The sequence below is a fragment of the Staphylococcus sp. HMSC063F05 genome, from assembly GCF_001837075.1.
In the GTDB taxonomy this organism is placed as follows: Bacteria; Bacillota; Bacilli; order Staphylococcales; family Staphylococcaceae; genus Staphylococcus; species Staphylococcus epidermidis.
In genome coordinates, this window is record NZ_KV831309.1 from 1 (window position 1) to 20,487 (window position 20,487).

Below are 20,487 nucleotides of genomic sequence, written 5' to 3' on the forward strand. Positions count from 1 at the left end.
CAGACAGCGAATCAACAAGCGAATCGGATTCAGAATTACCTGACACTGGTCAAGAAGATCATCGTGCTGGTTTAATTGGTAGTATGCTAGCAGCATTTGGAGGAATCACGTTATTAGGTAGACGTCGTAAAAAAGAAGAAAAATAATTTGAAAATGATTATTATATTAACAGGGCAAGCTAATAAATTTAGCTTGCCTTGTTGCACATACATATTTAACAGAAGTAGGGATAATATGACAATTTATAATCTGAATTTTGGTATTGGTTGGGCGAGTAGTGGTGTTGAGTATGCACAACTTTATCGAAGAAATATATTGGATGACTTGAATGAAGATTTTAAGTTTATATTTTTGGATTTTATAAATAAAGAAAATATACAAACACTTACTAGTAATCTAGGTATAGCAAATGAGGAAGTAATATGGATATATCAATATTTTACAGATATTAAGATTAAACCTACTTCGTATACAATTGACAATATTATCGAAAAACTTGAATCAAACGATATAAAAGTTATAAGTATAAAGCCTAAAGTAAAAAGAATTTATTTTAATAATAAAAGTTGTTATGTCAATTGTTATTTGAAGTATAAAAATGAAGATTTTGTTGATCGTGCTGAATTTGTTTCCAGTGGTAAACTGATTCGAAAAGAATTTTATACCTATACTAAAGTTTTTACAGAGTATTATGCACCATATAATAAAAAAGCTAAAGTTTATTTGCGAAAATTTTTTAATGAAAATGGGAGCGTAGCTTATGAGGAAATAGTAAAAGACGACGATAATATGTATATCTTTCCGAATAAGATTTTATATTCAAAGAAAGAATTTATAGGGTATTTTATTAGTCAACTTAATTTAAAAGATAATGATATTTTATTGGTAGACCGTTCTAAAAATATTGGGCAAGTTATTTTGGAGAATAAAAGAGAAGGTCACATAGGAGTAGTAATTCACGCTGAACACTACAATCATTCAAATACGAATGACCAATATGTTTTATGGAATAATAATTATGAATATGTGTTTAATAATGCTCAGTATATTGACTTTTTTATTGTTGCTACAGAAGATCAAAGGGATGTTTTGCAACTACAATTTGAAAAATATAAGAATCTTAAACCTAAAATATATACTATTCCAGTGGGAAATATTAAATATTTGAAATTTGAACAACAAAGAAAGCCATTTTCTATGATTACAGCTTCTCGCTTAGCAATTGAGAAACATGTTGATTGGCTTATTAAGGCTGTCATTAAAGCACACAAAATAAATGAAGATATTAGCTTTGATATATACGGTGAGGGTTCGGAAAGACAAAAACTGCAACAAATTATAGATAACTATCAAGCTAATAATTATATCCACCTCAAAGGACACATGGATCTTACTGATATATATAAATCTTATGAACTATATCTTTCAGGTTCTACAAGTGAAGGATTCGGATTAACACTAATGGAAGCCGTTGGTTCTGGTCTTGGAATAATAGGTTTGGATGTATATTATGGTAATACCACTTTTATCAAAAATAATGTTAATGGTTATAGAGTACCTATAGATATAACTAATTTGGATGAAGATACTTTAATAACTGAACTCACAAATAAGCTATTACTATTCTTTACTCAAGATAATGAAAAAACTAGAGCGGAGTCATATAAAATTGCAAATAACTATTTGATAGGAAATATTAAAGAAAAGTGGAAAAACTTAATTGATGAGGTGCTAAATGATTAATTTATACGATAACTTAAATAGTAAAACGCTTCAATTATATAAAACATTTATAAATGCGAATATTAAGTCTACAACTGTCGTTGTTAATGATAATGGATTCTTACCCAGTGATGTATTGTCGCCTTATAATTTTTTTTCTGGAAACTCAATCGAAAATGAAAGCCCTCTTTACTTCAACGATGTTCCAGTCCCGAAATATTGGGAAATTGAAGGTTCCAATCAATCAGCTGTGATTAAGGATAAGGATAAAATAAGAGGCAAAATTTTATATCAAAAGGGATATCGTAATAGAGTGGTGGCTTCAGTAGAATGGTTTAATAAAAAGGAACATGTTCAATTCATAGATTATTATAACCAATATGGTTTTCGATATGCTCAATTAGTCATGGATGACAATCAAAATCAAATAATGAAACGTTATTTTGACCAAAATAATAATGAATTTTTAGTGGAGAATCTTGTTACTAAGGATTTAATATTAAGATGGAATAATAAAGAGATATTCTTTGATAATCGTATCTCGTTTTTATCGTACTTTTTTGAAAAAGCAAATTTATCTATAAAAGATATTGTGCTTAATTCATTTGCAACATCATTTCTGTTTTTGTATAGACAACGGGATTTTAACATGAAGTGTAGAATATTTTGGCAAGAAAAAATTAAAGATGATTTACCTGAAAACATGAAAATTGCTTTAAAAAATATAGATAACTTGAAAATTTTAATTCCTGATAAAAAAGAATATTATCGTGTAATGGATTCTGTAGAAACTTCATATCGACATAAAATTGAAAATAGTGGTTATGTGTACGAATTCTTGAAAGTAAACAAATATAGTAATGAAGCACTTATAATAACTAATTCTGATAATATTCCATATGTAGAATATATTGCGAGAGAGAATCAGAACGTCACATTTCATATTGCATCTAAAACTGAAATGTCTTCAAGATTATTACAATTAGATGGAATACAAAATATAAATTTATACCCAAAAAGTACTGAGAAAACTATCTTAAATTTATGTCGTAAATGCGATATCTATTTAGATATAAATAAGGGGAAAGAGATATTTGAAAGTATGTACTTAGCATTTGCACATGAAATGATTATAATTGCATTTGAAGAAACTATTCACAATAGACAATTTGTCCATAGTAGTAATATATATAAATTAGATAATTACTATGATTTAAGCATTGCAATAAATCAGATAAGTAATGATAAAACTTTATTTTCTAATAAATTAAACCTGCAATTGGAATATTCTAATTCAATTTCAAAAAGACAATTTCAACAAAAAGTGAAGTGAATTTATTTTTTATTAAACTTAGTATAATAATTATTATTTGGATATACTAGTTAATAAAATGTATGCATTCATCTTTAGTCCTAATTAACAGTTAAATTAAAGGGATTATTTATGAAATAAGCACCTAAACTAATCTATATTTACATTGAAACATAGTATGTTTTTTAGATTCTCATCTTTAACTTAATTTGAAAAACATATGAGCTATTTAACAAATTGTTCGGTAAGAAAAACAGAATTAACCTATAAAAGTTATGTATCTAGTAAGTGAGTTTTAATATCACCTAATAAAAATTTTGATAAATCTCAATGATGTACATTGGGATTTTTTAGTTTAGTAAAAAAGACAAATCTAATATTATTAAATCTTTTTACATGCCAAAGATAGATGTAATAAATTGAAGTAAAGGTAAGTGTGAGGGTTGTCTGACGTAAGACATACAGCACTCTAAAAAGAATAGCTCCCCAATTTCTACCAGTAATACAACAATATGCAAATGGTATGTCTGAAACTTATCACTGGCATATCTACGTCTTTGTATTAAAAAACCTACAAACACGTATGTTTAAATAGCGCATTCTTCAAAATGTTGCTTTAAAGATGTGTATTCTGAACCGCGTGATTGTAGGCTTTTTATTTTATATATTCATTAATTTCTCTTCTTGACGGATACGTACAATTAAAAAATAAGCATATGGAACTAATAAGATTGTTGTGTATGTAGCATGTGTTAGTAGCAATACACCAATTAATTCGGGAATGATATTTAAAAAATAGTTTGGATGCTTCGTTACTTTATATAATCCTGACTTGATAATAGGGTGATTGGGCAGTATAAATAATTTCAATGTCCAAATACGACCTAATGTCTTAATAACTATAAATAGCATGATATAAGCGATAATCAATATGATTAAGCCAATGCCGTTAAGTAGACTAAATGTATCCTTACGAATGAATGCTTCTATAGCTGCACTCATGTAAATCAACACGTGAGTAATGGCTAGAAATTTTGAATTTTTAATACCATATTCTACGGCGCCATCTACCTTTAGCTGTTTTGCATGTTGCATTGATATCTTTAAGCTGATTAGTCGAATACAGAAAAAGATAAATAAGATAGTTAAAATCATGATGTCCTCCATTGTTTGTTATATAAATGTTCTTTTGCTCGTACAATACAAAGTATTTTATATAGAAAATGTTTCAAATGCCATTAACTATTTATTAACTTTAGCACTAACTCACAACTCCTCTAACACCTCACATATTAAGTTCAGTTTTTTGGATAATTTAATACTTTTAAGGATATTAAGCGCTTACATTAATGTGATATATTTTTTTTAACGAAAATGATAGGGGTGTTAGGGATGAACTTTTTTGATATTCATAAAATGCCAAACAAAGGGATACCATTAGCTGTACAACGCAAATTATGGCTTAGAAACTTTATGCAAGCGTTTTTTGTCGTATTCTTTGTTTACATGGCGATGTATTTAATTCGAAACAATTTTAAAGCAGCACAACCGTTATTAAAAGAAGAAATCGGATTAACAACATTAGAACTAGGTTATATAGGATTAGCGTTTAGTATTACTTACGGTTTAGGAAAAACAATACTTGGTTATTTCGTTGATGGTCGTAATACGAAGCGTATTATTTCTTTCTTATTAATATTATCTGCTATTACAGTACTTATTATGGGATTTGTATTAAGTTATTTCGGTTCCGTGATGGGGCTATTAATTGTATTGTGGGGGCTTAACGGTATATTTCAATCTGTGGGTGGGCCTGCAAGTTACTCAACGATTTCAAGGTGGGCGCCTCGAACAAAGCGCGGTCGTTATTTAGGCTTTTGGAATACATCACATAACATTGGTGGTGCTATTGCTGGTGGTGTCGCACTTTGGGGTGCGAATACATTTTTCCACGGTAATGTGGTTGGAATGTTTATTTTTCCTTCCGTCATCGCTTTAATCATTGGAATCGTGACATTATTTATTGGGAAAGATGATCCAGAAGAATTAGGTTGGAATCGTGCTGAAGAAATTTGGGAAGAGCCTATCGATCAAGAAAATATTGATTCTCAAGGTATGACTAAATGGGATATCTTTAAAAAATATATCCTGGGAAATCCAGTGATTTGGATTTTGTGTATCTCTAATGTTTTTGTATATATCGTGCGTATTGGTATTGATAACTGGGCACCGCTATACGTATCAGAGCATTTACACTTTAATAAAGGTGACGCGGTGAATACTATTTTTTACTTTGAAATAGGTGCATTAGTAGCTAGTTTATTATGGGGCTATATCTCAGATTTATTAAAAGGTCGTCGTGCGATTGTAGCGATTGGATGTATGTTTATGATCACCTTTGTTGTACTCTTCTATACCAATGCAACAAGCGTGACAATGGTCAATATTTCTCTATTTGCATTAGGTGCTTTAATCTTCGGTCCACAGTTACTCATTGGTGTATCTTTGACTGGATTTGTTCCTAAAAATGCAATTAGTGTCGCTAACGGTATGACAGGTTCATTTGCATATCTATTCGGAGATTCAATGGCTAAAGTGGGTCTGGCAGCAATCGCTGACCCAACACGTAATGGTCTAAATATTTTTGGGTTTACGTTGAGTGGTTGGACAGATGTATTTATTGTATTCTATGTAGCTTTATTCTTAGGAATGATATTATTAGCCATTGTTGCTTATTACGAAGAAAAGAAAATTAGAAAATTAAAAATTTAAGATTAAGTGAATTTAAATATATACTCCCTACTATAAATTTTGTCATTATGGTAGGGAGCTTTTTCGTGATTGATTTGCACTATTTTGATTGCTTATTATAATCACTTGGTGACATATGTAAATATTTTTTAAAATGATAGCAAAACATCTTATACTCAGAAAAACCTACTTTTTCAGCAATTTCATAATGCTTGTAGTGCTGGTCTAAAAGATGTAATGATTTTAAAATACGATAACGATTTAAATAATCAACTATCGTAATGCCTACATGTTCTTTAAACGTCCTCATGGCGTATGACTCACTTACATCAATAGGATTAATTAAGTCAAGAACAGTCACTTTCTTGTGATAATGTTGCTTGATTTGAGACAAAATTTGATTGACATAATAGTCATCGTAATCAATTTTTAATAATGGTTGAAAGGCAGTATGATATGCCGCGTCATCATTGGTAGAATGTGGACGTTCTAATAACCTTTGAACTAATATGTCTAGAATATGCTCTAATTGAGTGTGGTCTACTGGCTTTAGTAAATAATCAAGAACATGGTGTTGAATGCCGGCTTTCATATATTCGAAGTCGTCATAACTAGATAAAATGATAACTTGGCAATCAAGGTCTTTGATGTCATTTAGTAGGTCAACACCATTTTTTCGAGGCATTCGTATATCAGTAATGACGAGTTCAGGTTGATGTTGGCGAATTAAAGACAATGCTTCCACGCCGTCTGTGGCAGTGTAAATAGTTGTAAAATAATACTCCTTCCATGGAATCATTTGTTTTAAACCTTGTCGTATAATCCGTTCATCATCACAAATAACTACTCTAAACATCTTTATTCCTCCTAGACAAGTGGTATTTGGTAACACATTAATGTCCCTTGCTGGCTTCTTGAGAAAATGTGCAGACGTGCATATGTTCCATATTGAATCATGGCTCTATTATGTAAATGATTTAAACCTAGGTGTGTCGTATCAAAAACATCGTGATGAAGGGATTGGCGCACGTGTTCTAAATGTGATGGAGACATACCGATGCCATTATCATGAACCAGAATATGTAATTTGCGCTTCGTAAGTCTGATACGAATTGTTATCTTTAAAGGTTCACTATCACGACCATGCTTGATGGCATTTTCTACGAGTGGTTGAAGCATCATCTTACCAATTGTTTGATGTTGTACACCTTCAGTAGCATCGATGTAAAGCTGTATCATATCATCGAAGCGGATATTTTGTATGGCAACATACTGCTCAATGTAGCTTAATTCTTCTGCTAATTTGACTGTGTGCGATGCTGTGCGTAGAGAATAACGTAGCATTTGTGATAGTTGTTGTATGACTGTTTGTGCTACTTTGGGTGAAAGAGGAATTAAATATTGTATCGTTTGCATCGTATTGAATAAGAAATGGGGTTGAAATTGTCGCTCAATTTCTTTTAATTGTATATCACGTAAACGACGTTCGGTCTGTTCAATAGATTGTATTAATTGCTCATTTGATTCAAACAAGTCATAGATATAATTATTTATTTCCTCTAACTCACTATGTTTTTTTAACGGTTCGTAACTACCAAGATGTCGATTTTTAGCATCATCAATTTTTCGGACAATCGCTTCAATATCTTCAGATTGGCGCTTTGCCATTCTATCAGCGCTTATATATCCAAAAATAACAAGCAGAATAAGAACAACACCCATGACAACTAGTAATGCAATTCCATCTTCAATGGTTTCATGAATATCTTTATATATAATAAGATGCGCATGATGAGAATTGAGTTTTAAAGACTCGTTCATAAACCCAAACTGTGGTGGTTGATATTTTTGACCGATAGAGAATCGGTCGTCATTTGTATATAAAACAGTATCATATGAATCAACAATGAGTGCAGATTGTCCACTATTTTGCTTAATGTTTTTAAGTAGTGGTGTGCTTGACATATATATTTTAAGGATATAAGTATCGTCTTTAAAATCAATTCGATATTTTGATATTAAATACATCTTTGTTGTGTCTAATTGTTTGTGAAAGATTGTGAAGAACCTTTTACATCGTAATACAATGTCGCAGGTTGTTGATGGACTTGTTTTAATAGTTGGCGTTTCATCTTTGTGATATCAGCTGGATGTGATAAATCAACATAACGCCATTGTTTTTGTTGCTGCGTAACAAACGTATGAAAATGTTTGTCGATACGTTGTAATTCGGTTTGAGTTTGATAGGTATGCTGATGAATGGTGCGATGTTCAACCCATATATAAATAGCATAAAAGCTTATTAAACCAATAATCATCACCATAAATACTGGGAAAATCGTTGAGGCAAATAGCGAACGCCTTAATTGATGTCGGTACGGCTTATAGGTCTTCATTGAATCATCTCCAAAAATTGATGATGTGGAATATTGGATATACGTGATTGTGTGATTAGTGGAATATGATCCAAGTTTTCAATAGATGAGTGATTTGTTTCAGTCACGTCTTTACGTATTGATTTAGCATCAAATTCTTCTGCCAAACGTTGTTGTACAGAACGGCTTGTTAAATATTGTACTAACTTTTTACGTTTGGGATGAGGTTGTGCATTGTTAACTAAAGCAATACCATCTACATTTAACATCGTCCCCTCAGTAGGGTAAATGATTGAGATAGGGTATCCTTTTTGTTTCCACGTTCTAGCATCTTGTTCATAACTCAATCCAGCGTAATAAGCACCTTTAGCCACCTTTTCGATCACTTGAGAACTTTTAGATAACTGTACAGCATGGTGTTGAAATTGATGCACATCGCTTACTTGGTGACGCATATGATACATCGCACGCATATGTTGGTATCCTGTCGTCGTAGAATGAGGATTAGAATAAACGACACGCCCCTTTAGTGAAGACTGAAGTAAGTCTTTATATCCATGAATAGTCATATCACCTTGTAAATCTGTATTCACTACAATTACTGTTGGCATCAATAGAAAGCTCGTGACTAATGGGTTGTTAGAGCGATAATCCTCTATTTGTTTCAGTGTAGAATGATCATGGTAAGGAACAAAATCTTCTTGATGATCTATCATCTCTGATAACACGCCACCCACAAAGACATCCCCACGTTTAGAAAGTGCTTCTTTGTGAATATTAGATAGTAATACTTGAGTTGAGCCATGTTTGATTTCAACTTTCACATGTTCTCGCTTTTCAAAATCATTTAAAATCGGACGAATTAAATGTGATGGATAAGGAGAATAAACAGTCAATGTACGTAAAGAATGAGGTAATTGTGAAGTCGATGTTGGAGCGCATGCTATCAGAAAAATGAGTAATAATAACAACGTATAAAGTTTAACTTTCATAATATCCCATCAATTCTATGTATTTTTATTACAACAATTTTACCAATAAATACGACATAAGTAATGTTAAATATTTTGCAATATTTGTAAGGGAGATGCAAGACTCATCAATATGTATTAAAAGTCTAGGATGACAAATTCTCATGAATTCATCGTCCTAGACTTATGTTTGGAATTGAGACAAGTATGAACTTAAGAAGACGTATTGTCTTGTATAAGATCTAAAATACTGTGATAGACACGTTGGTTATTATGATGATCTGTATAATCGAATATGCTTGATAGATTTTGATGCTCCATATTTTTAGGATTTTTAATATTATCTTCAATTAAAGAAATTAACTCTTTCTCTGTATGTGCTATATCGCCAATAAATGTATCTTTACTATTAAATTTATCCAAACAATAATCTTTGTTTTTAAAATCATTTTCAGTTATATGGTAATGTTTGTTCAATAATTCTAGTGAAATTCTTTCGTAATTTTGTGATTTTAAAACTCTATATTCCTTATTAAAAAAATTAATTTTAAGCATTTGTGCATCTCCTAAAATCTTAAATATTAATATATTTATAATATAAACTAATCATGCAATTGTTGGTTTATCTATAGAAACCAACCTAAAATAAGATTATAGCATAATAATGAAGTGCGCTATATATATAAAATATGTAAAATTTAGACTTTCAAATTTTTGTAAAACTTTAATTATAGTATATAGTTCGTTAGAAAGGATTCTTTTGAATAATAATGGTATATTCAATTGTTTGTATGTTTGAAAAGTTTTATTAAGCTTACCAATATCAAAAGGTATGTAGTTAAACTCGATAACTATTGATAGTAAAGGGGTATTAAAAAAATTGTGTGAAGTGTGGAGAAAGAAACCCTTAATTACTGTGATAGTATGCTTATATACAAGAATTTTACGACACAGTTTTTTGAAAAAGGCACACTATCAAAAATTCAAATATATCATTATAATAAATGTTGTGGAAAATATAATATATTAAGGTTACTATCTTTTTGAACTGATACAGAAAAAAAATTTTTTCATAATTAGTATGTACTTTAATTTAAAAATAAAAAGGATGAATAAAATGAAATGTAAAAAATCACTCATAACAGCTTTAGCAACCATAACTTTGATACCATCATTGATGATTTTAGATACACAGCATGAGGCAAAAGCAGTAGGAAATTATTATTACAATGGCATGGAAGATCATAATGCGAGTGCTGCATATCATAAAGCGAAGAAAGTTGATAATAGTCAAATAGTCATAAAACGTTATAACTATGCGCATAAAAATAAATATAAAGCAGTAGGAAGAGTATCGAACATGGATGGCTGGAAAGGTCCAGGCAAAGATAGTATGGGAACAGGATTTATGGTAGGCAATCATACGTTTGTAACCAATGCACATGTTGTAGATAAGAAAAATGGTCAAAGAACGAGTCCGAGTAAAATAAAATTTCAATTAAACAGAGACGGTAAAAAGATACCCTATCAATTTCATGCTAAAAAGATATATAAAATCCCTTCATACGATATGGTTGTCGTTGAAACTAAAGAAAATATGGCTCAAAAAGCTAACGTGCAACCACTTAAACTTGCAACCAATCAAAAAATTAAGAGTTTAAAATTTAACAAGAAATTATATTCTTTAGGATATCCAGTGATGAACGGAAACAATACATATGCATACTGGAATAAGTTACGTTTTTTACAAGAAGCATCGAATAAATCAGAACTCATGACAAAAGATAAATTTAGAGCTGGTGATTCAGGATCTCCTATGGTAGATAGCCAGTACGTTGTTTATGGGGTTCGTACGTATGGATATAATTTAAGAGGTAGTTCTAATCATCCTTATGCCCAACAAGAAGTGGCAGGTGCAGAATCATTATATGGTAATCCAAGAGATTTTATTCTTAAGCATAATAAGTAATACCACTCAAGATATTGCTCACGCATTTGGTTATTAATATTGATACGCATATGAATGATTTTATTTATAATCATCTGGGACATCAATGATAGTCTCAGGTGTATTTTTTTGCAATAATCGCCATTGCTAAAATGAATCTTCTAATTGTCCTCTTATACAAATTATTTCTATCCTTATTTTGTAATAATGAATTCAAAAATTTTGTTTATCTTCACATCTAAAATATGCAGCACGTACCATTTCTCGAAATTCTTTTACTTTCCTCATTTAATCACACACTTTACCTACTTATTGTTATCACTTGCAACCTTCATATTCTAAATGTAAACTTTAAAATGTAATTAGTTTACATTTTAAAAGTGGGTGACGTGACTAACATGAATATATTTGTAACTGGAACGAATACTGACATCGGTAAAACGTATGTCACTAAATATCTCTATAAGGCATTAAGAACGAGGGGATATCGGGTATGTATTTTCAAACCTTTTCAAACTGAAGAAATTGGTGGAGGTAGATACCCAGATTTAGAAATTTATAAAAACGAATGCGATTTAGACTATGACGTTACGTCTCTTTACACATTCAAAGATCCAGTTTCACCACATTTAGCATTCAAAATTGAAAGGCATCAGCAATTGAACCATCAAACAGTGATAGACAAACTCGAATCACTAGAAGCACAATTCGATATGATTCTCATTGAAGGTGCGGGTGGTATTGCAGTGCCTATCTATGAATACAGTGACCATTTTTATATGACAACAGATTTAATTAAAGACACATCGGATTTCATTGTGAGTGTCTTACCTTCAAAGATAGGTGCGATTAATGATGCCATCGTTCACCAGAAGTATATTGATCATCAAGAACTTCCCCCGAACGTGGTAATCATGAATAACTATACTGATAGTGCTATTGAACAGGATAATTTACATACCATTGAAAAATTAATACACAAGTCTGTTTATACGTTAGGTCATCAAGCGACTCAAGAAAGCTTTTCCGAAGCATTTATACAACGAATTATAGGAGGATCCAATGGCTAATACACGAGAGTTAAATCATAAAGATGCACAGTATGTATGGCACCCATTCACACAGATGGGAGTCTATGCTAAAAATGACAATATTATTATTGAAAAAGGTCGCGGAAGTTATTTATACGATACTGAAGGTAATAAATATTTAGATGGTTATGCGTCATTATGGGTCAATGTGCATGGACATCAGCATAAAAAGTTAAATAAAGCTATTCATAAACAACTTGATAAGATTGCCCATTCTACGCTATTAGGTTCGTCTAATATTCCATCGATTGAGCTAGCCGAACAGTTAGTCAAATTAACACCAGATAGATTACAAAAAGTGTTTTACTCCGATACAGGGAGTGCGTCGGTAGAGATTGCTATTAAGATGGCTTATCAATATTGGAAGAATATCGATGCTGAACGATATGCGAAGAAGAATAAATTTCTTACATTACATCATGGATATCATGGAGATACAATAGGTTCTGTTAGCGTTGGTGGTATCGATAGTTTCCACAAGATTTTTAAAGACCTTATTTTTGAAAATATACAAATAGAAACACCGTGTTTATATAAAAGTAAGTATCGCAATGAAGCGGAAATGCTTAATTCAATACTGAATCAAATTGAAAATATATTATCCGAGAGAAATGATGAAATAGTAGGATTTATTCTAGAGCCACTTATACAAGGTGCAACAGGTTTATTCGTTCATCCGCATGGTTTTTTGAAAGCTGTAGAACAGTTATGTAGAACATATGATGTGTTACTAATTTGTGATGAAGTAGCTGTTGGTTTCGGGCGTACGGGAGAAATGTTTGCCTGTAACCATGAAGATGTACAACCAGATATTATGTGTCTGGGTAAGGCAATTACAGGCGGTTATTTACCGTTAGCGGCAACTTTAACATCTCAAAAGATATATGATGCTTTTTTAAGTCAGAGTCACGGTAAGAATACGTTTTTCCACGGTCATACATATACAGGTAATCAGTTAGTTTGTTCCGTAGCACTTGAGAATATTAATCTTTTTAAAAAGAAGCATCTGATTGGGCACATTCAAAAGACATCTCAAACATTAAAACAACGCTTAGAGGCACTTCAACCTCATAAAAATATTGGAGATATTAGAGGGCGGGGATTAATGTATGGTGTGGAATTAGTTGAAAACAAATCAACGCAGACACCACTCGATATTCCAACTGTAGAACTGATTATACGTCGATGTAAAGAGAATGGATTGATGATTCGTAATTTGGAAAATGTCATCACTTTCGTACCTATTTTAAGTATGTCTAATAAAGAAATTAAAAAAATGGTTAAAATTTTCAACAAAGCCTTACATCAAACATTGGGTAAGAAGTAAGAGGGGATTTATGGACATTAAAGCACAGTTAAAACAGATTCAAGATAAAGGTTTATATAGAGAGCTTCAGCCGATTCAGTCCGTAGAAAAACAATATATTTATATCAATGACCAATCTTATATTAATTTTACTTCGAACGATTATCTCGGTATAGGACAACTTGAATATCAACCTCAAAATTTCTTAGATTTTATAAAGACATATAGTATCCATCTATCAAGTTCTAGATTAGTGAGTGGCAACTCAGTCGTTTATCAGCAATTAGAACAGGCAATTAGCGAGCATTTTAATTTTGAAGACGCCTTAATTTTTAATAGTGGTTACGATGCGAATTTGGCGGTATTTAATATTTTTAAAAATAATAATGTAGTTATCTTTTCGGATCAACAGAATCACGCCAGTATAATAGACGGTATTAAATTAAGTGGTTTATCAAAAGTGATTTATCAACATTTAAACTATGATGACCTGGAAAGTCATTTAGCACGGCACACCAATCCAGATGTTCAAAAAGTAATTGTCTCTGATAGTGTGTTTTCTACTAATGGCACTAAAGCAGATATTAATAGGCTAGTACATCTCAAGCAACGTTACAATGCGATTTTAATTATTGACGCATCTCATAGTTTAGGATTAAATCTCTTTGAGTATCATGCAGACATTGACATAGTTACTTCAAGTTTATCTAAAGCGTGGGGAGCCCATGGTGGCTTAATACTAAGTTCAAAAGATATAAAAGATTTAATTATTAATAAAGGTCGTTCGCTTATCTACTCGAGTAGTTTACCTAGCTATCATTTGTATTTTATTCAAGTGAGCTTACAACATGTGATTGAAGATACATACAGACGAGAGAAGTTGAATGCACTTAGTGAATATTTTAACCACCAATTTATGGAATTATTTCCCAATCAACCATTATCTAATACACCTATCAAAAATATCGTTTGTGATAGTTTGGCTTCAGCACAAGCACAATACGACATGTTATTTGAACATGGTATATTTGTCAGTTATTTAAGGTATCCAACAGTGTCACAGCCAACATTAAGAATTTCATTATCCTATTTTCATGACACAGATGATATTGATCGACTTTTCAATGTAATGAAACAATACGATGAAGGTGATAGCTATGTATAGTATAAAAATGCGTGCAAGCCACGAAGATGTTCATATTAGTGGTGCTGAAACAATGTGTGAATTTGAGGATTTAGAAAATTATTTAAAAAAATATTTTAATAAAGCCTTTAATCATGAAAATGGAAATATAGATTTCTTAAATTTGAAAATTGAAAAGGTTAAGGCACCGATTCAAACGTTAGTAGCATTACCAGTGGTTGAAAATCTAAACGATACTTTAACACAATTAGCAAAACAAACAGGTGTTTCTGAATATGCGCTAAACAAAGGGTTAGAATTTATAAAAAATGATATTACTTATACTGGAGCCATTATTCTATCTGCACAAACCGGACAACGACTTGATAGCACTGAACAACGAGGTATCAGGGTAACACAATTAGCATTTAAAACATGCAAATGTAATGGAGAAATATCAGAAAGAGTAAAAGATGCACGTGCACTTGCAACTTGTATCAATGCATTTGAAGGTGTAAAAGCAGAACTATGTGTATCAGACGATTTGCATTACACGACTGGATATTTTGCGTCGCCTAAGTTAGGATATCGTAGAATCTTTAATATTAAAGAAAAAGGTACGCGTCACGGAGGAAGAATTATCTTCGTAGACGAAGGAATAAATTTAAATGAATATGTTTCCTTTTTAGAAACAGTACCTAAAGAAATTATAGAAAAATAAGTAATAATAAACACTCCCAGTAAAGAAATCATTTAAAATGTGACCTTTACTGGGAGCTTTTTAGTTATATCATATTGTTTTTTAATGAAAGAGTTACAGGGTATAAATTATTTTGTAAACGTGATTTTAGGCGAAGTACCTAAGCCTTCTTTACTTATAGCATTAAAAACCAATTTTTTTGAATTAATAAGAATCATTTCAATAATGATATTCGGATTGTCTACATTACTTAAAATTATTTTTCTGGAATCTTCATTTATTAACGTACAAACGTAATTAGGTGTTATATCTTTATTAAATGTAATATTTAATGGTGAAGTTTCTACTTCTACAGGATGCCAAATACCTTCTAATGTATGGAACCAACAAATTTCTTGATATTTTGAATCGTCACTTACGATGTTTATGTTGTTGTAATTATGCATAAGCACACCTTTCTATATTAATAACCATAAATTGATGCATACCATTCATAGTGATCGCCATTTGATACTGGAATGATATTACTATGTGCATCTTGAGTCATGAGACCATTGTCCCATGGGTTCCAAATTAAAATGACTTTTTGTCCGTTGTTAACTTTAGCATTACCAGCCACAGCCATGGCATGTCCAGCGTGAATACCATCGCTTGATTCAACACGCTTACCTAATACAGCTATACCTTGATTATTAGTTGTTAATTGGTCTACTTCATTATATGAAGTCATTCTATTAAGATATTGAGTATTTCTGCCTTGTGATCTACCAAAACGAAGCATCTCGTTAGATGTTAGTCCTGTAAATTGGAAGTCGTGACCTCTTAAATTAGGATGTAAATATCTCATTACTGATTCTGCATTATATCGATTTGTATTATATGTGGCATTGAGTAGTGCTGACATGGTATAGCCGGCACACCAACTATTATACCCTTGTGTTTCTCGTATTCTGAAATTCTTTAATTGATTTACATATTCTGCGTACATTTCATTTCGTGTACTTTGATATTCTAAAGTTGGTTTTGTTACTGATGCAGTTTGTTTAAAATCATTTAAATCTTTAGGTTTAGTGGATTCAGTGGCATTTTCATATGTTTTTTCATTATTACGTGGCGTTTTAAGCACAAGTGTCACTTTACCATCTTCAGTAAGTGCAAAATATCCTTTTGTATTAGTCAAAATTGTTATCTTTTGATTTTTATATTGGTTTAATATTTTAGAAAGAAATGGAGAAACATTAATGGAATAATTGTTTTGCTGTTTTGAAGCTTTAGAATTTGAAGGATTAGGAGAAATTGTTACTACATAAACGACATCTCCTTTTTTATTGAGCACTGGATAATAATAATTGCCGTCGCTTTCCTTATTAAATTTATAAATTTTAAAAGGTTCACCAAGTGTATACGATGTTGCTTTGTGGTTGGAAGCTTTATCTAATAAAGCTACACGAGATAAATATTGTTCTTCAGCAAGTTTGCGAACTGCATCTGGAACGTCTTTATTACTGACAGTGACTTTAGTTGTTTTTTGGTTTGCACCATTCTTTTGTGGTAACGAGTCGGCGTGAGCACTATTGAAAAATAGGCCAAGTGCTAAACTTAGCGTAAAAGCAAGCATAATGGTAATCATATAACTTAATTTTTTCTTCATAAAAAGTACTCCTTTACTAAAGTTTTTTGCAACTCTTTCAAACTGAATATAACATTTATTTTAAAATATAATTAATTTATTTCCTAAACGTTAAGTTATAATACTTATACGTTAAATATATAAATTGAACAAAATTAAATTGATATAAATTATAATGGAGTAATGGATGGATATAGTGACATGATGTCTATACTATTAACACGACTATGAAGCAAATGTTTATAATTATCACTTCTAATTATTATCAAGTGTTCATGCTTCTTCATCATGTGTAATGAAAAACATTTTCAATATATGTTATCAATCAATTTTAATGTTGTGTTTACACATAATAATTATATGTAAGTATTGATTATTTTTAATAATTCAAAATGTAAAGTTTACAAAGTTTTAATAAATAAACTAAAGTAATTTATATTTTTATGTTAATATATACATAACAGTTATATTTTCATCTTTTATAGGGGAAAAAACTTATAGAGGTAATTTTTTTGAAAAATAATAATGAAACAAGAAGATTTAGCATTAGGAAGTACACGGTGGGAGTCGTGTCAATCATTACTGGGATTACAATATTTGTCAGTGGTCAGCATGCTCAAGCTGCTGAAATGACACAATCATCATCAGATTCTAACGAACAGTCACAACAAACAGAACAAGTTGAACACAAAGAAGATACAACTCATTTATCTTACGAATTGAATCAAGAGGGTGAGACAGCGAGCCAATCAAAGACTAGTCAAGAGAATCAATCTGATGGCAATGTACAAAAAAAGAGTAATCAAATACAACAAGATTCAACACAAACGTCACCATTAAATGACCAAAAACAAACTTCAATGGAACAACAATCAAAAGACAATCATGTTACCCCAAATTCACGTCAGGATACATATCCAAAAGGCCAAAATCAAGATGATAAAGGCAAACAACAGTTTAAAGATAATCAACACTCACAAACAGGACATCAACCTAATACTCAAAACCAAAATAATGATCAAGATTCATCAGATAAAAAGCAACACCCATCTGATCAAACTCAAGACTCATCTTCAAAAGGAACACAACCTAAACAATCACAGTCTATAGAAGATAGAGATAAAACAGTAAAACAACCATCTTCTAAAGTACACAAAATAGGTAACACAAAAACTGATAAAACAGTTAAAACAAATCAAAAAAAGCAAACATCATTAACTTCACCACGCGTTGTGAAATCAAAACAAACTAAACATATCAATCAACTTACTGCGCAAGCTCAATATAAAAATCAATATCCAGTCGTGTTTGTACATGGATTTGTAGGTTTAGTCGGTGAAGATGCATTCAGCATGTACCCAAATTATTGGGGTGGTACTAAATATAACGTGAAACAAGAACTTACAAAATTAGGTTACCGAGTTCACGAAGCCAATGTAGGGGCATTTAGCAGCAATTATGACCGTGCTGTTGAATTGTATTATTATATTAAAGGTGGACGAGTAGATTATGGTGCTGCACATGCTGCAAAATATGGTCACAAGCGTTATGGCAGAACATATGAAGGCATCATGCCTGATTGGGAACCAGGTAAAAAGATACATCTTGTTGGACATAGTATGGGTGGCCAAACGATACGCTTGATGGAACATTTTTTAAGAAATGGAAATCAAGAAGAAATAGACTATCAACGTCAATATGGTGGTACGGTATCCGATTTGTTTAAAGGTGGACAAGATAATATGGTGTCTACGATTACTACATTAGGAACGCCTCATAATGGCACACCTGCTGCAGATAAACTAGGGTCGACTAAATTTATTAAAGATACAATTAATAGAATTGGAAAAATTGGTGGAACTAAAGCGCTCGATTTAGAACTAGGTTTTTCTCAATGGGGCTTCAAACAGCAACCTAATGAATCATATGCTGAATATGCAAAACGTATAGCGAATAGTAAAGTTTGGGAGACTGAAGATCAGGCTGTAAATGATTTAACAACTGCTGGAGCAGAAAAGTTAAACCAAATGACGACATTGAATCCTAATATCGTCTATACATCATATACAGGTGCTGCAACACATACTGGACCATTAGGCAATGAAGTGCCGAATATTAGACAATTCCCACTATTCGATTTAACAAGTCGTGTGATAGGTGGAGATGATAATAAAAATGTCAGAGTAAATGATGGCATAGTACCTGTGTCTTCTTCACTACATCCAAGTGATGAAGCATTTAAGAAGGTAGGTATGATGAACCTAGCAACTGACAAGGGTATTTGGCAAGTGAGACCCGTACAATATGATTGGGATCATCTAGATTTAGTCGGCTTAGATACTACTGATTATAAGCGAACTGGAGAAGAATTAGGTCAATTCTATATGAGTATGATAAATAATATGTTGAAAGTCGAAGAGTTAGATGGTATTACACATAAGTAGCGATTAAAAGAACGATAATAGCCTCATTAGATGTATGATTGCGGTACATTTAATGAGGTTTTTTGATTGTTTCGCCGAAAAAATATATAAATAAATTAAATTGAATGTGTATGAATGATTTGATAATATAAAATTGATTTTTTATAACCTTATATTTATATCAATAAAATGTATATTTAATAAATGTATACAATAATAGAGAGATGTGAAAAGATGAAATATTATGGGAAGTGCATTTCTTACATAAGCATTTTAATATTAACGTTTTTTATTGGCGGATGTGGATTTATGAATAAAGAAAATAATAAAGAAGCGGAAATTAAAGAAAATTTTAATAAAACATTAAGTATGTATCCAATTAAAAATTTAGAAGATTTATACGATAAAGAAGGCTATCGTGATGAAGAATTTGAAAAAGAGGACAAAGGGACATGGATTATTAATTCAGAAATGAATATTCAGAAAAAAGGTCAAGCGATGAAATCTAGAGGTATGGTTTTGTATATGAATAGAAATACTAGAAAGACGACTGGTCATTTTTATACAAATATAATTACAGAAGATAAAAAAGGGAGAGTGCACAGTAAAGATAAAGAATATCCGGTTCGCCTTAAAAACAATAAAATTGAACCGACTAAACCTATCGCCGATGAAAAATTAAAAAATGAAATTAAAAACTTTCAGTTTTTCTCTCAATATGGAAATTTTAAAAATTTAAAAGACTACAAGAATGGAAATGTGTCTTATAACCCAAACGTACCAAGCTATTCGGCAGAGTACCAATTAAGTAATGAAGATGACAATGTGAAGCAACTCAGAAAGAGGTATGATATTCCGATTAAGAGAGCTCCTAAACTAATATTAAAAGGGGATGGTGATCTTAAAGGTTCATCTATAGGTTATAAAGAAATCGAGTTTTCTTTTGTCGACAACAAAGAACAAAGCATCTACTTTGCGGATAGTTTGGAATTTAATCCAAGTGATGTAAATAATGAGTAAAAGTAAGCATGGAATCAGTTCAAAAGCGCAAACGTTAATAAAAGACGAACAATAGAAATAAGTACCAAAAACCTCTAAATGAACAAAAGGCATTTAGAGGTTTGTTTATGTATAA

General features: G+C 31.3%; 17 protein-coding genes and 1 pseudogene. 11 read left to right on the forward strand and 7 right to left on the reverse strand.

Annotated features, from left to right (window positions below; genetic code table 11):
- The 3 genes from HMPREF2576_RS11355 to gtfB all read left to right on the forward strand — a co-directional run.
- The coding region (locus HMPREF2576_RS11355) for an LPXTG cell wall anchor domain-containing protein (protein ID WP_141758099.1) at positions 1 to 146 on the forward strand (146 nt) is incomplete at its 5' end.
- 88 nt (positions 147 to 234) lie between these two features.
- Complete coding sequence (gene gtfA, locus HMPREF2576_RS01000; protein WP_070856393.1) at positions 235 to 1,743, forward strand: accessory Sec system glycosyltransferase GtfA; 1,509 nt, start codon at positions 235 to 237, stop codon at positions 1,741 to 1,743.
- Positions 1,736 to 3,055 (forward strand): accessory Sec system glycosylation chaperone GtfB, encoded by a 1,320-nt coding sequence (gene gtfB, locus HMPREF2576_RS01005; protein ID WP_070856391.1) that lies wholly within the window; start codon positions 1,736 to 1,738, stop codon positions 3,053 to 3,055. The genes gtfA and gtfB overlap by 8 nt, the downstream gene beginning before the upstream one ends.
- Positions 3,056 to 3,694: 639 nt before the next feature.
- Here the strand turns inward: gtfB and HMPREF2576_RS01010 are convergent.
- A complete protein-coding gene (locus tag HMPREF2576_RS01010) occupies positions 3,695 to 4,189 on the reverse strand; it encodes an isoprenylcysteine carboxyl methyltransferase family protein (protein WP_070856389.1) in 495 nt (164 codons plus the stop codon).
- A 237-nt stretch (positions 4,190 to 4,426) separates the two neighbouring features.
- On the opposite strand from HMPREF2576_RS01010, the gene uhpT reads away from it, so the two are divergent.
- Positions 4,427 to 5,806: a hexose-6-phosphate:phosphate antiporter gene (gene uhpT, locus HMPREF2576_RS01015; protein ID WP_070856387.1), complete on the forward strand. Its 1,380-nt coding sequence runs from the start codon at positions 4,427 to 4,429 to the stop codon at positions 5,804 to 5,806.
- A 79-nt stretch (positions 5,807 to 5,885) separates the two neighbouring features.
- On the opposite strand, the gene HMPREF2576_RS01020 is transcribed toward uhpT, so the two are convergent.
- The 4 genes and pseudogenes from HMPREF2576_RS01020 to HMPREF2576_RS01035 form a co-directional block, all read right to left on the reverse strand.
- On the reverse strand, positions 5,886 to 6,641 hold the full coding sequence (locus HMPREF2576_RS01020) for a response regulator transcription factor (RefSeq protein ID WP_070856384.1): 756 nt from the start codon (positions 6,639 to 6,641) through the stop codon (positions 5,886 to 5,888).
- Positions 6,634 to 8,181, reverse strand: a pseudogene (locus HMPREF2576_RS01025) (sensor histidine kinase). The gene HMPREF2576_RS01020 and the pseudogene HMPREF2576_RS01025 overlap by 8 nt, the downstream one beginning before the upstream one ends.
- Positions 8,178 to 9,152, reverse strand: a complete 975-nt coding sequence (locus HMPREF2576_RS01030) for an extracellular solute-binding protein (protein WP_070856383.1) — start codon at positions 9,150 to 9,152, stop codon at positions 8,178 to 8,180. Before HMPREF2576_RS01030 ends, HMPREF2576_RS01025 begins: the two are co-directional and overlap by 4 nt.
- A gap of 192 nt (positions 9,153 to 9,344) precedes the next feature.
- Complete coding sequence (locus HMPREF2576_RS01035) at positions 9,345 to 9,686, reverse strand: hypothetical protein (protein WP_070856381.1); 342 nt, start codon at positions 9,684 to 9,686, stop codon at positions 9,345 to 9,347.
- Between the two features lie 562 nt (positions 9,687 to 10,248).
- On the opposite strand from HMPREF2576_RS01035, the gene HMPREF2576_RS01040 reads away from it, so the two are divergent.
- The 5 genes from HMPREF2576_RS01040 to HMPREF2576_RS01060 all read left to right on the forward strand — a co-directional run bounded on the left by HMPREF2576_RS01040 (position 10,249) and on the right by HMPREF2576_RS01060 (position 15,320).
- Positions 10,249 to 11,100 (forward strand): trypsin-like serine peptidase, encoded by an 852-nt coding sequence (locus HMPREF2576_RS01040; RefSeq protein WP_002469224.1) that lies wholly within the window; start codon positions 10,249 to 10,251, stop codon positions 11,098 to 11,100.
- Between the two features lie 377 nt (positions 11,101 to 11,477).
- The gene (gene bioD / locus HMPREF2576_RS01045) at positions 11,478 to 12,149 is read left to right on the forward strand and encodes a dethiobiotin synthase (RefSeq protein WP_070856375.1); all 672 of its coding nucleotides are present in this window, start codon (positions 11,478 to 11,480) and stop codon (positions 12,147 to 12,149) included.
- Positions 12,142 to 13,497, forward strand: coding sequence for an adenosylmethionine--8-amino-7-oxononanoate transaminase (gene bioA / locus HMPREF2576_RS01050; RefSeq protein WP_070856373.1), 1,356 nt, complete (start codon positions 12,142 to 12,144; stop codon positions 13,495 to 13,497). The genes bioD and bioA overlap by 8 nt, the downstream gene beginning before the upstream one ends.
- A gap of 10 nt (positions 13,498 to 13,507) precedes the next feature.
- A complete protein-coding gene (locus HMPREF2576_RS01055) occupies positions 13,508 to 14,641 on the forward strand; it encodes an aminotransferase class I/II-fold pyridoxal phosphate-dependent enzyme (protein ID WP_070856371.1) in 1,134 nt (377 codons plus the stop codon).
- The gene (locus HMPREF2576_RS01060; protein WP_002469256.1) at positions 14,634 to 15,320 is read left to right on the forward strand and encodes a 6-carboxyhexanoate--CoA ligase; all 687 of its coding nucleotides are present in this window, start codon (positions 14,634 to 14,636) and stop codon (positions 15,318 to 15,320) included. Before HMPREF2576_RS01055 ends, HMPREF2576_RS01060 begins: the two co-directional genes overlap by 8 nt.
- Before the next feature lie 107 nt (positions 15,321 to 15,427).
- On the opposite strand, the gene HMPREF2576_RS01065 is transcribed toward HMPREF2576_RS01060, so the two are convergent.
- Together HMPREF2576_RS01065 and HMPREF2576_RS01070 are read right to left on the reverse strand one after the other, a co-directional pair.
- Positions 15,428 to 15,745 (reverse strand): staphostatin A, encoded by a 318-nt coding sequence (locus HMPREF2576_RS01065; RefSeq protein ID WP_002469284.1) that lies wholly within the window; start codon positions 15,743 to 15,745, stop codon positions 15,428 to 15,430.
- 17 nt (positions 15,746 to 15,762) lie between these two features.
- Positions 15,763 to 16,950, reverse strand: a complete 1,188-nt coding sequence (locus HMPREF2576_RS01070) for a cysteine protease staphopain (protein WP_002437704.1) — start codon at positions 16,948 to 16,950, stop codon at positions 15,763 to 15,765.
- 491 nt (positions 16,951 to 17,441) lie between these two features.
- Between HMPREF2576_RS01070 and gehD the strand changes: the two genes are divergently transcribed.
- Positions 17,442 to 19,373 (forward strand): YSIRK domain-containing triacylglycerol lipase GehD, encoded by a 1,932-nt coding sequence (gene gehD / locus HMPREF2576_RS01075; RefSeq protein WP_070856369.1) that lies wholly within the window; start codon positions 17,442 to 17,444, stop codon positions 19,371 to 19,373.
- Positions 19,374 to 19,586: 213 nt separating this feature from the next.
- Positions 19,587 to 20,372 carry a tandem-type lipoprotein gene (locus HMPREF2576_RS01080; RefSeq protein WP_049371655.1) on the forward strand — a complete coding sequence of 262 codons (786 nt, stop codon included), beginning with the start codon at positions 19,587 to 19,589 and terminating at the stop codon, positions 20,370 to 20,372.
- Positions 20,373 to 20,487: the final 115 nt, after the last annotated feature.

Bases quoted from the DNA above. Each gene is read 5' to 3' on its own strand.
- gtfA (WP_070856393.1), top strand. From the start codon at position 235: ATGACAATTTATAATCTGAATTTTGGTATTGGTTGGGCGAGTAGTGGT.
- gtfB (WP_070856391.1), top strand. From the start codon at position 1,736: ATGATTAATTTATACGATAACTTAAATAGTAAAACGCTTCAATTATAT.
- HMPREF2576_RS01010 (WP_070856389.1), bottom strand. From the start codon at position 4,189: ATGATTTTAACTATCTTATTTATCTTTTTCTGTATTCGACTAATCAGC.
- uhpT (WP_070856387.1), top strand. From the start codon at position 4,427: ATGAACTTTTTTGATATTCATAAAATGCCAAACAAAGGGATACCATTA.
- HMPREF2576_RS01020 (WP_070856384.1), bottom strand. From the start codon at position 6,641: ATGTTTAGAGTAGTTATTTGTGATGATGAACGGATTATACGACAAGGT.
- HMPREF2576_RS01030 (WP_070856383.1), bottom strand. From the start codon at position 9,152: ATGAAAGTTAAACTTTATACGTTGTTATTATTACTCATTTTTCTGATA.
- HMPREF2576_RS01035 (WP_070856381.1), bottom strand. From the start codon at position 9,686: ATGCTTAAAATTAATTTTTTTAATAAGGAATATAGAGTTTTAAAATCA.
- HMPREF2576_RS01040 (WP_002469224.1), top strand. From the start codon at position 10,249: ATGAAATGTAAAAAATCACTCATAACAGCTTTAGCAACCATAACTTTG.
- bioD (WP_070856375.1), top strand. From the start codon at position 11,478: ATGAATATATTTGTAACTGGAACGAATACTGACATCGGTAAAACGTAT.
- bioA (WP_070856373.1), top strand. From the start codon at position 12,142: ATGGCTAATACACGAGAGTTAAATCATAAAGATGCACAGTATGTATGG.
- HMPREF2576_RS01055 (WP_070856371.1), top strand. From the start codon at position 13,508: ATGGACATTAAAGCACAGTTAAAACAGATTCAAGATAAAGGTTTATAT.
- HMPREF2576_RS01060 (WP_002469256.1), top strand. From the start codon at position 14,634: ATGTATAGTATAAAAATGCGTGCAAGCCACGAAGATGTTCATATTAGT.
- HMPREF2576_RS01065 (WP_002469284.1), bottom strand. From the start codon at position 15,745: ATGCATAATTACAACAACATAAACATCGTAAGTGACGATTCAAAATAT.
- HMPREF2576_RS01070 (WP_002437704.1), bottom strand. From the start codon at position 16,950: ATGAAGAAAAAATTAAGTTATATGATTACCATTATGCTTGCTTTTACG.
- HMPREF2576_RS01080 (WP_049371655.1), top strand. From the start codon at position 19,587: ATGAAATATTATGGGAAGTGCATTTCTTACATAAGCATTTTAATATTA.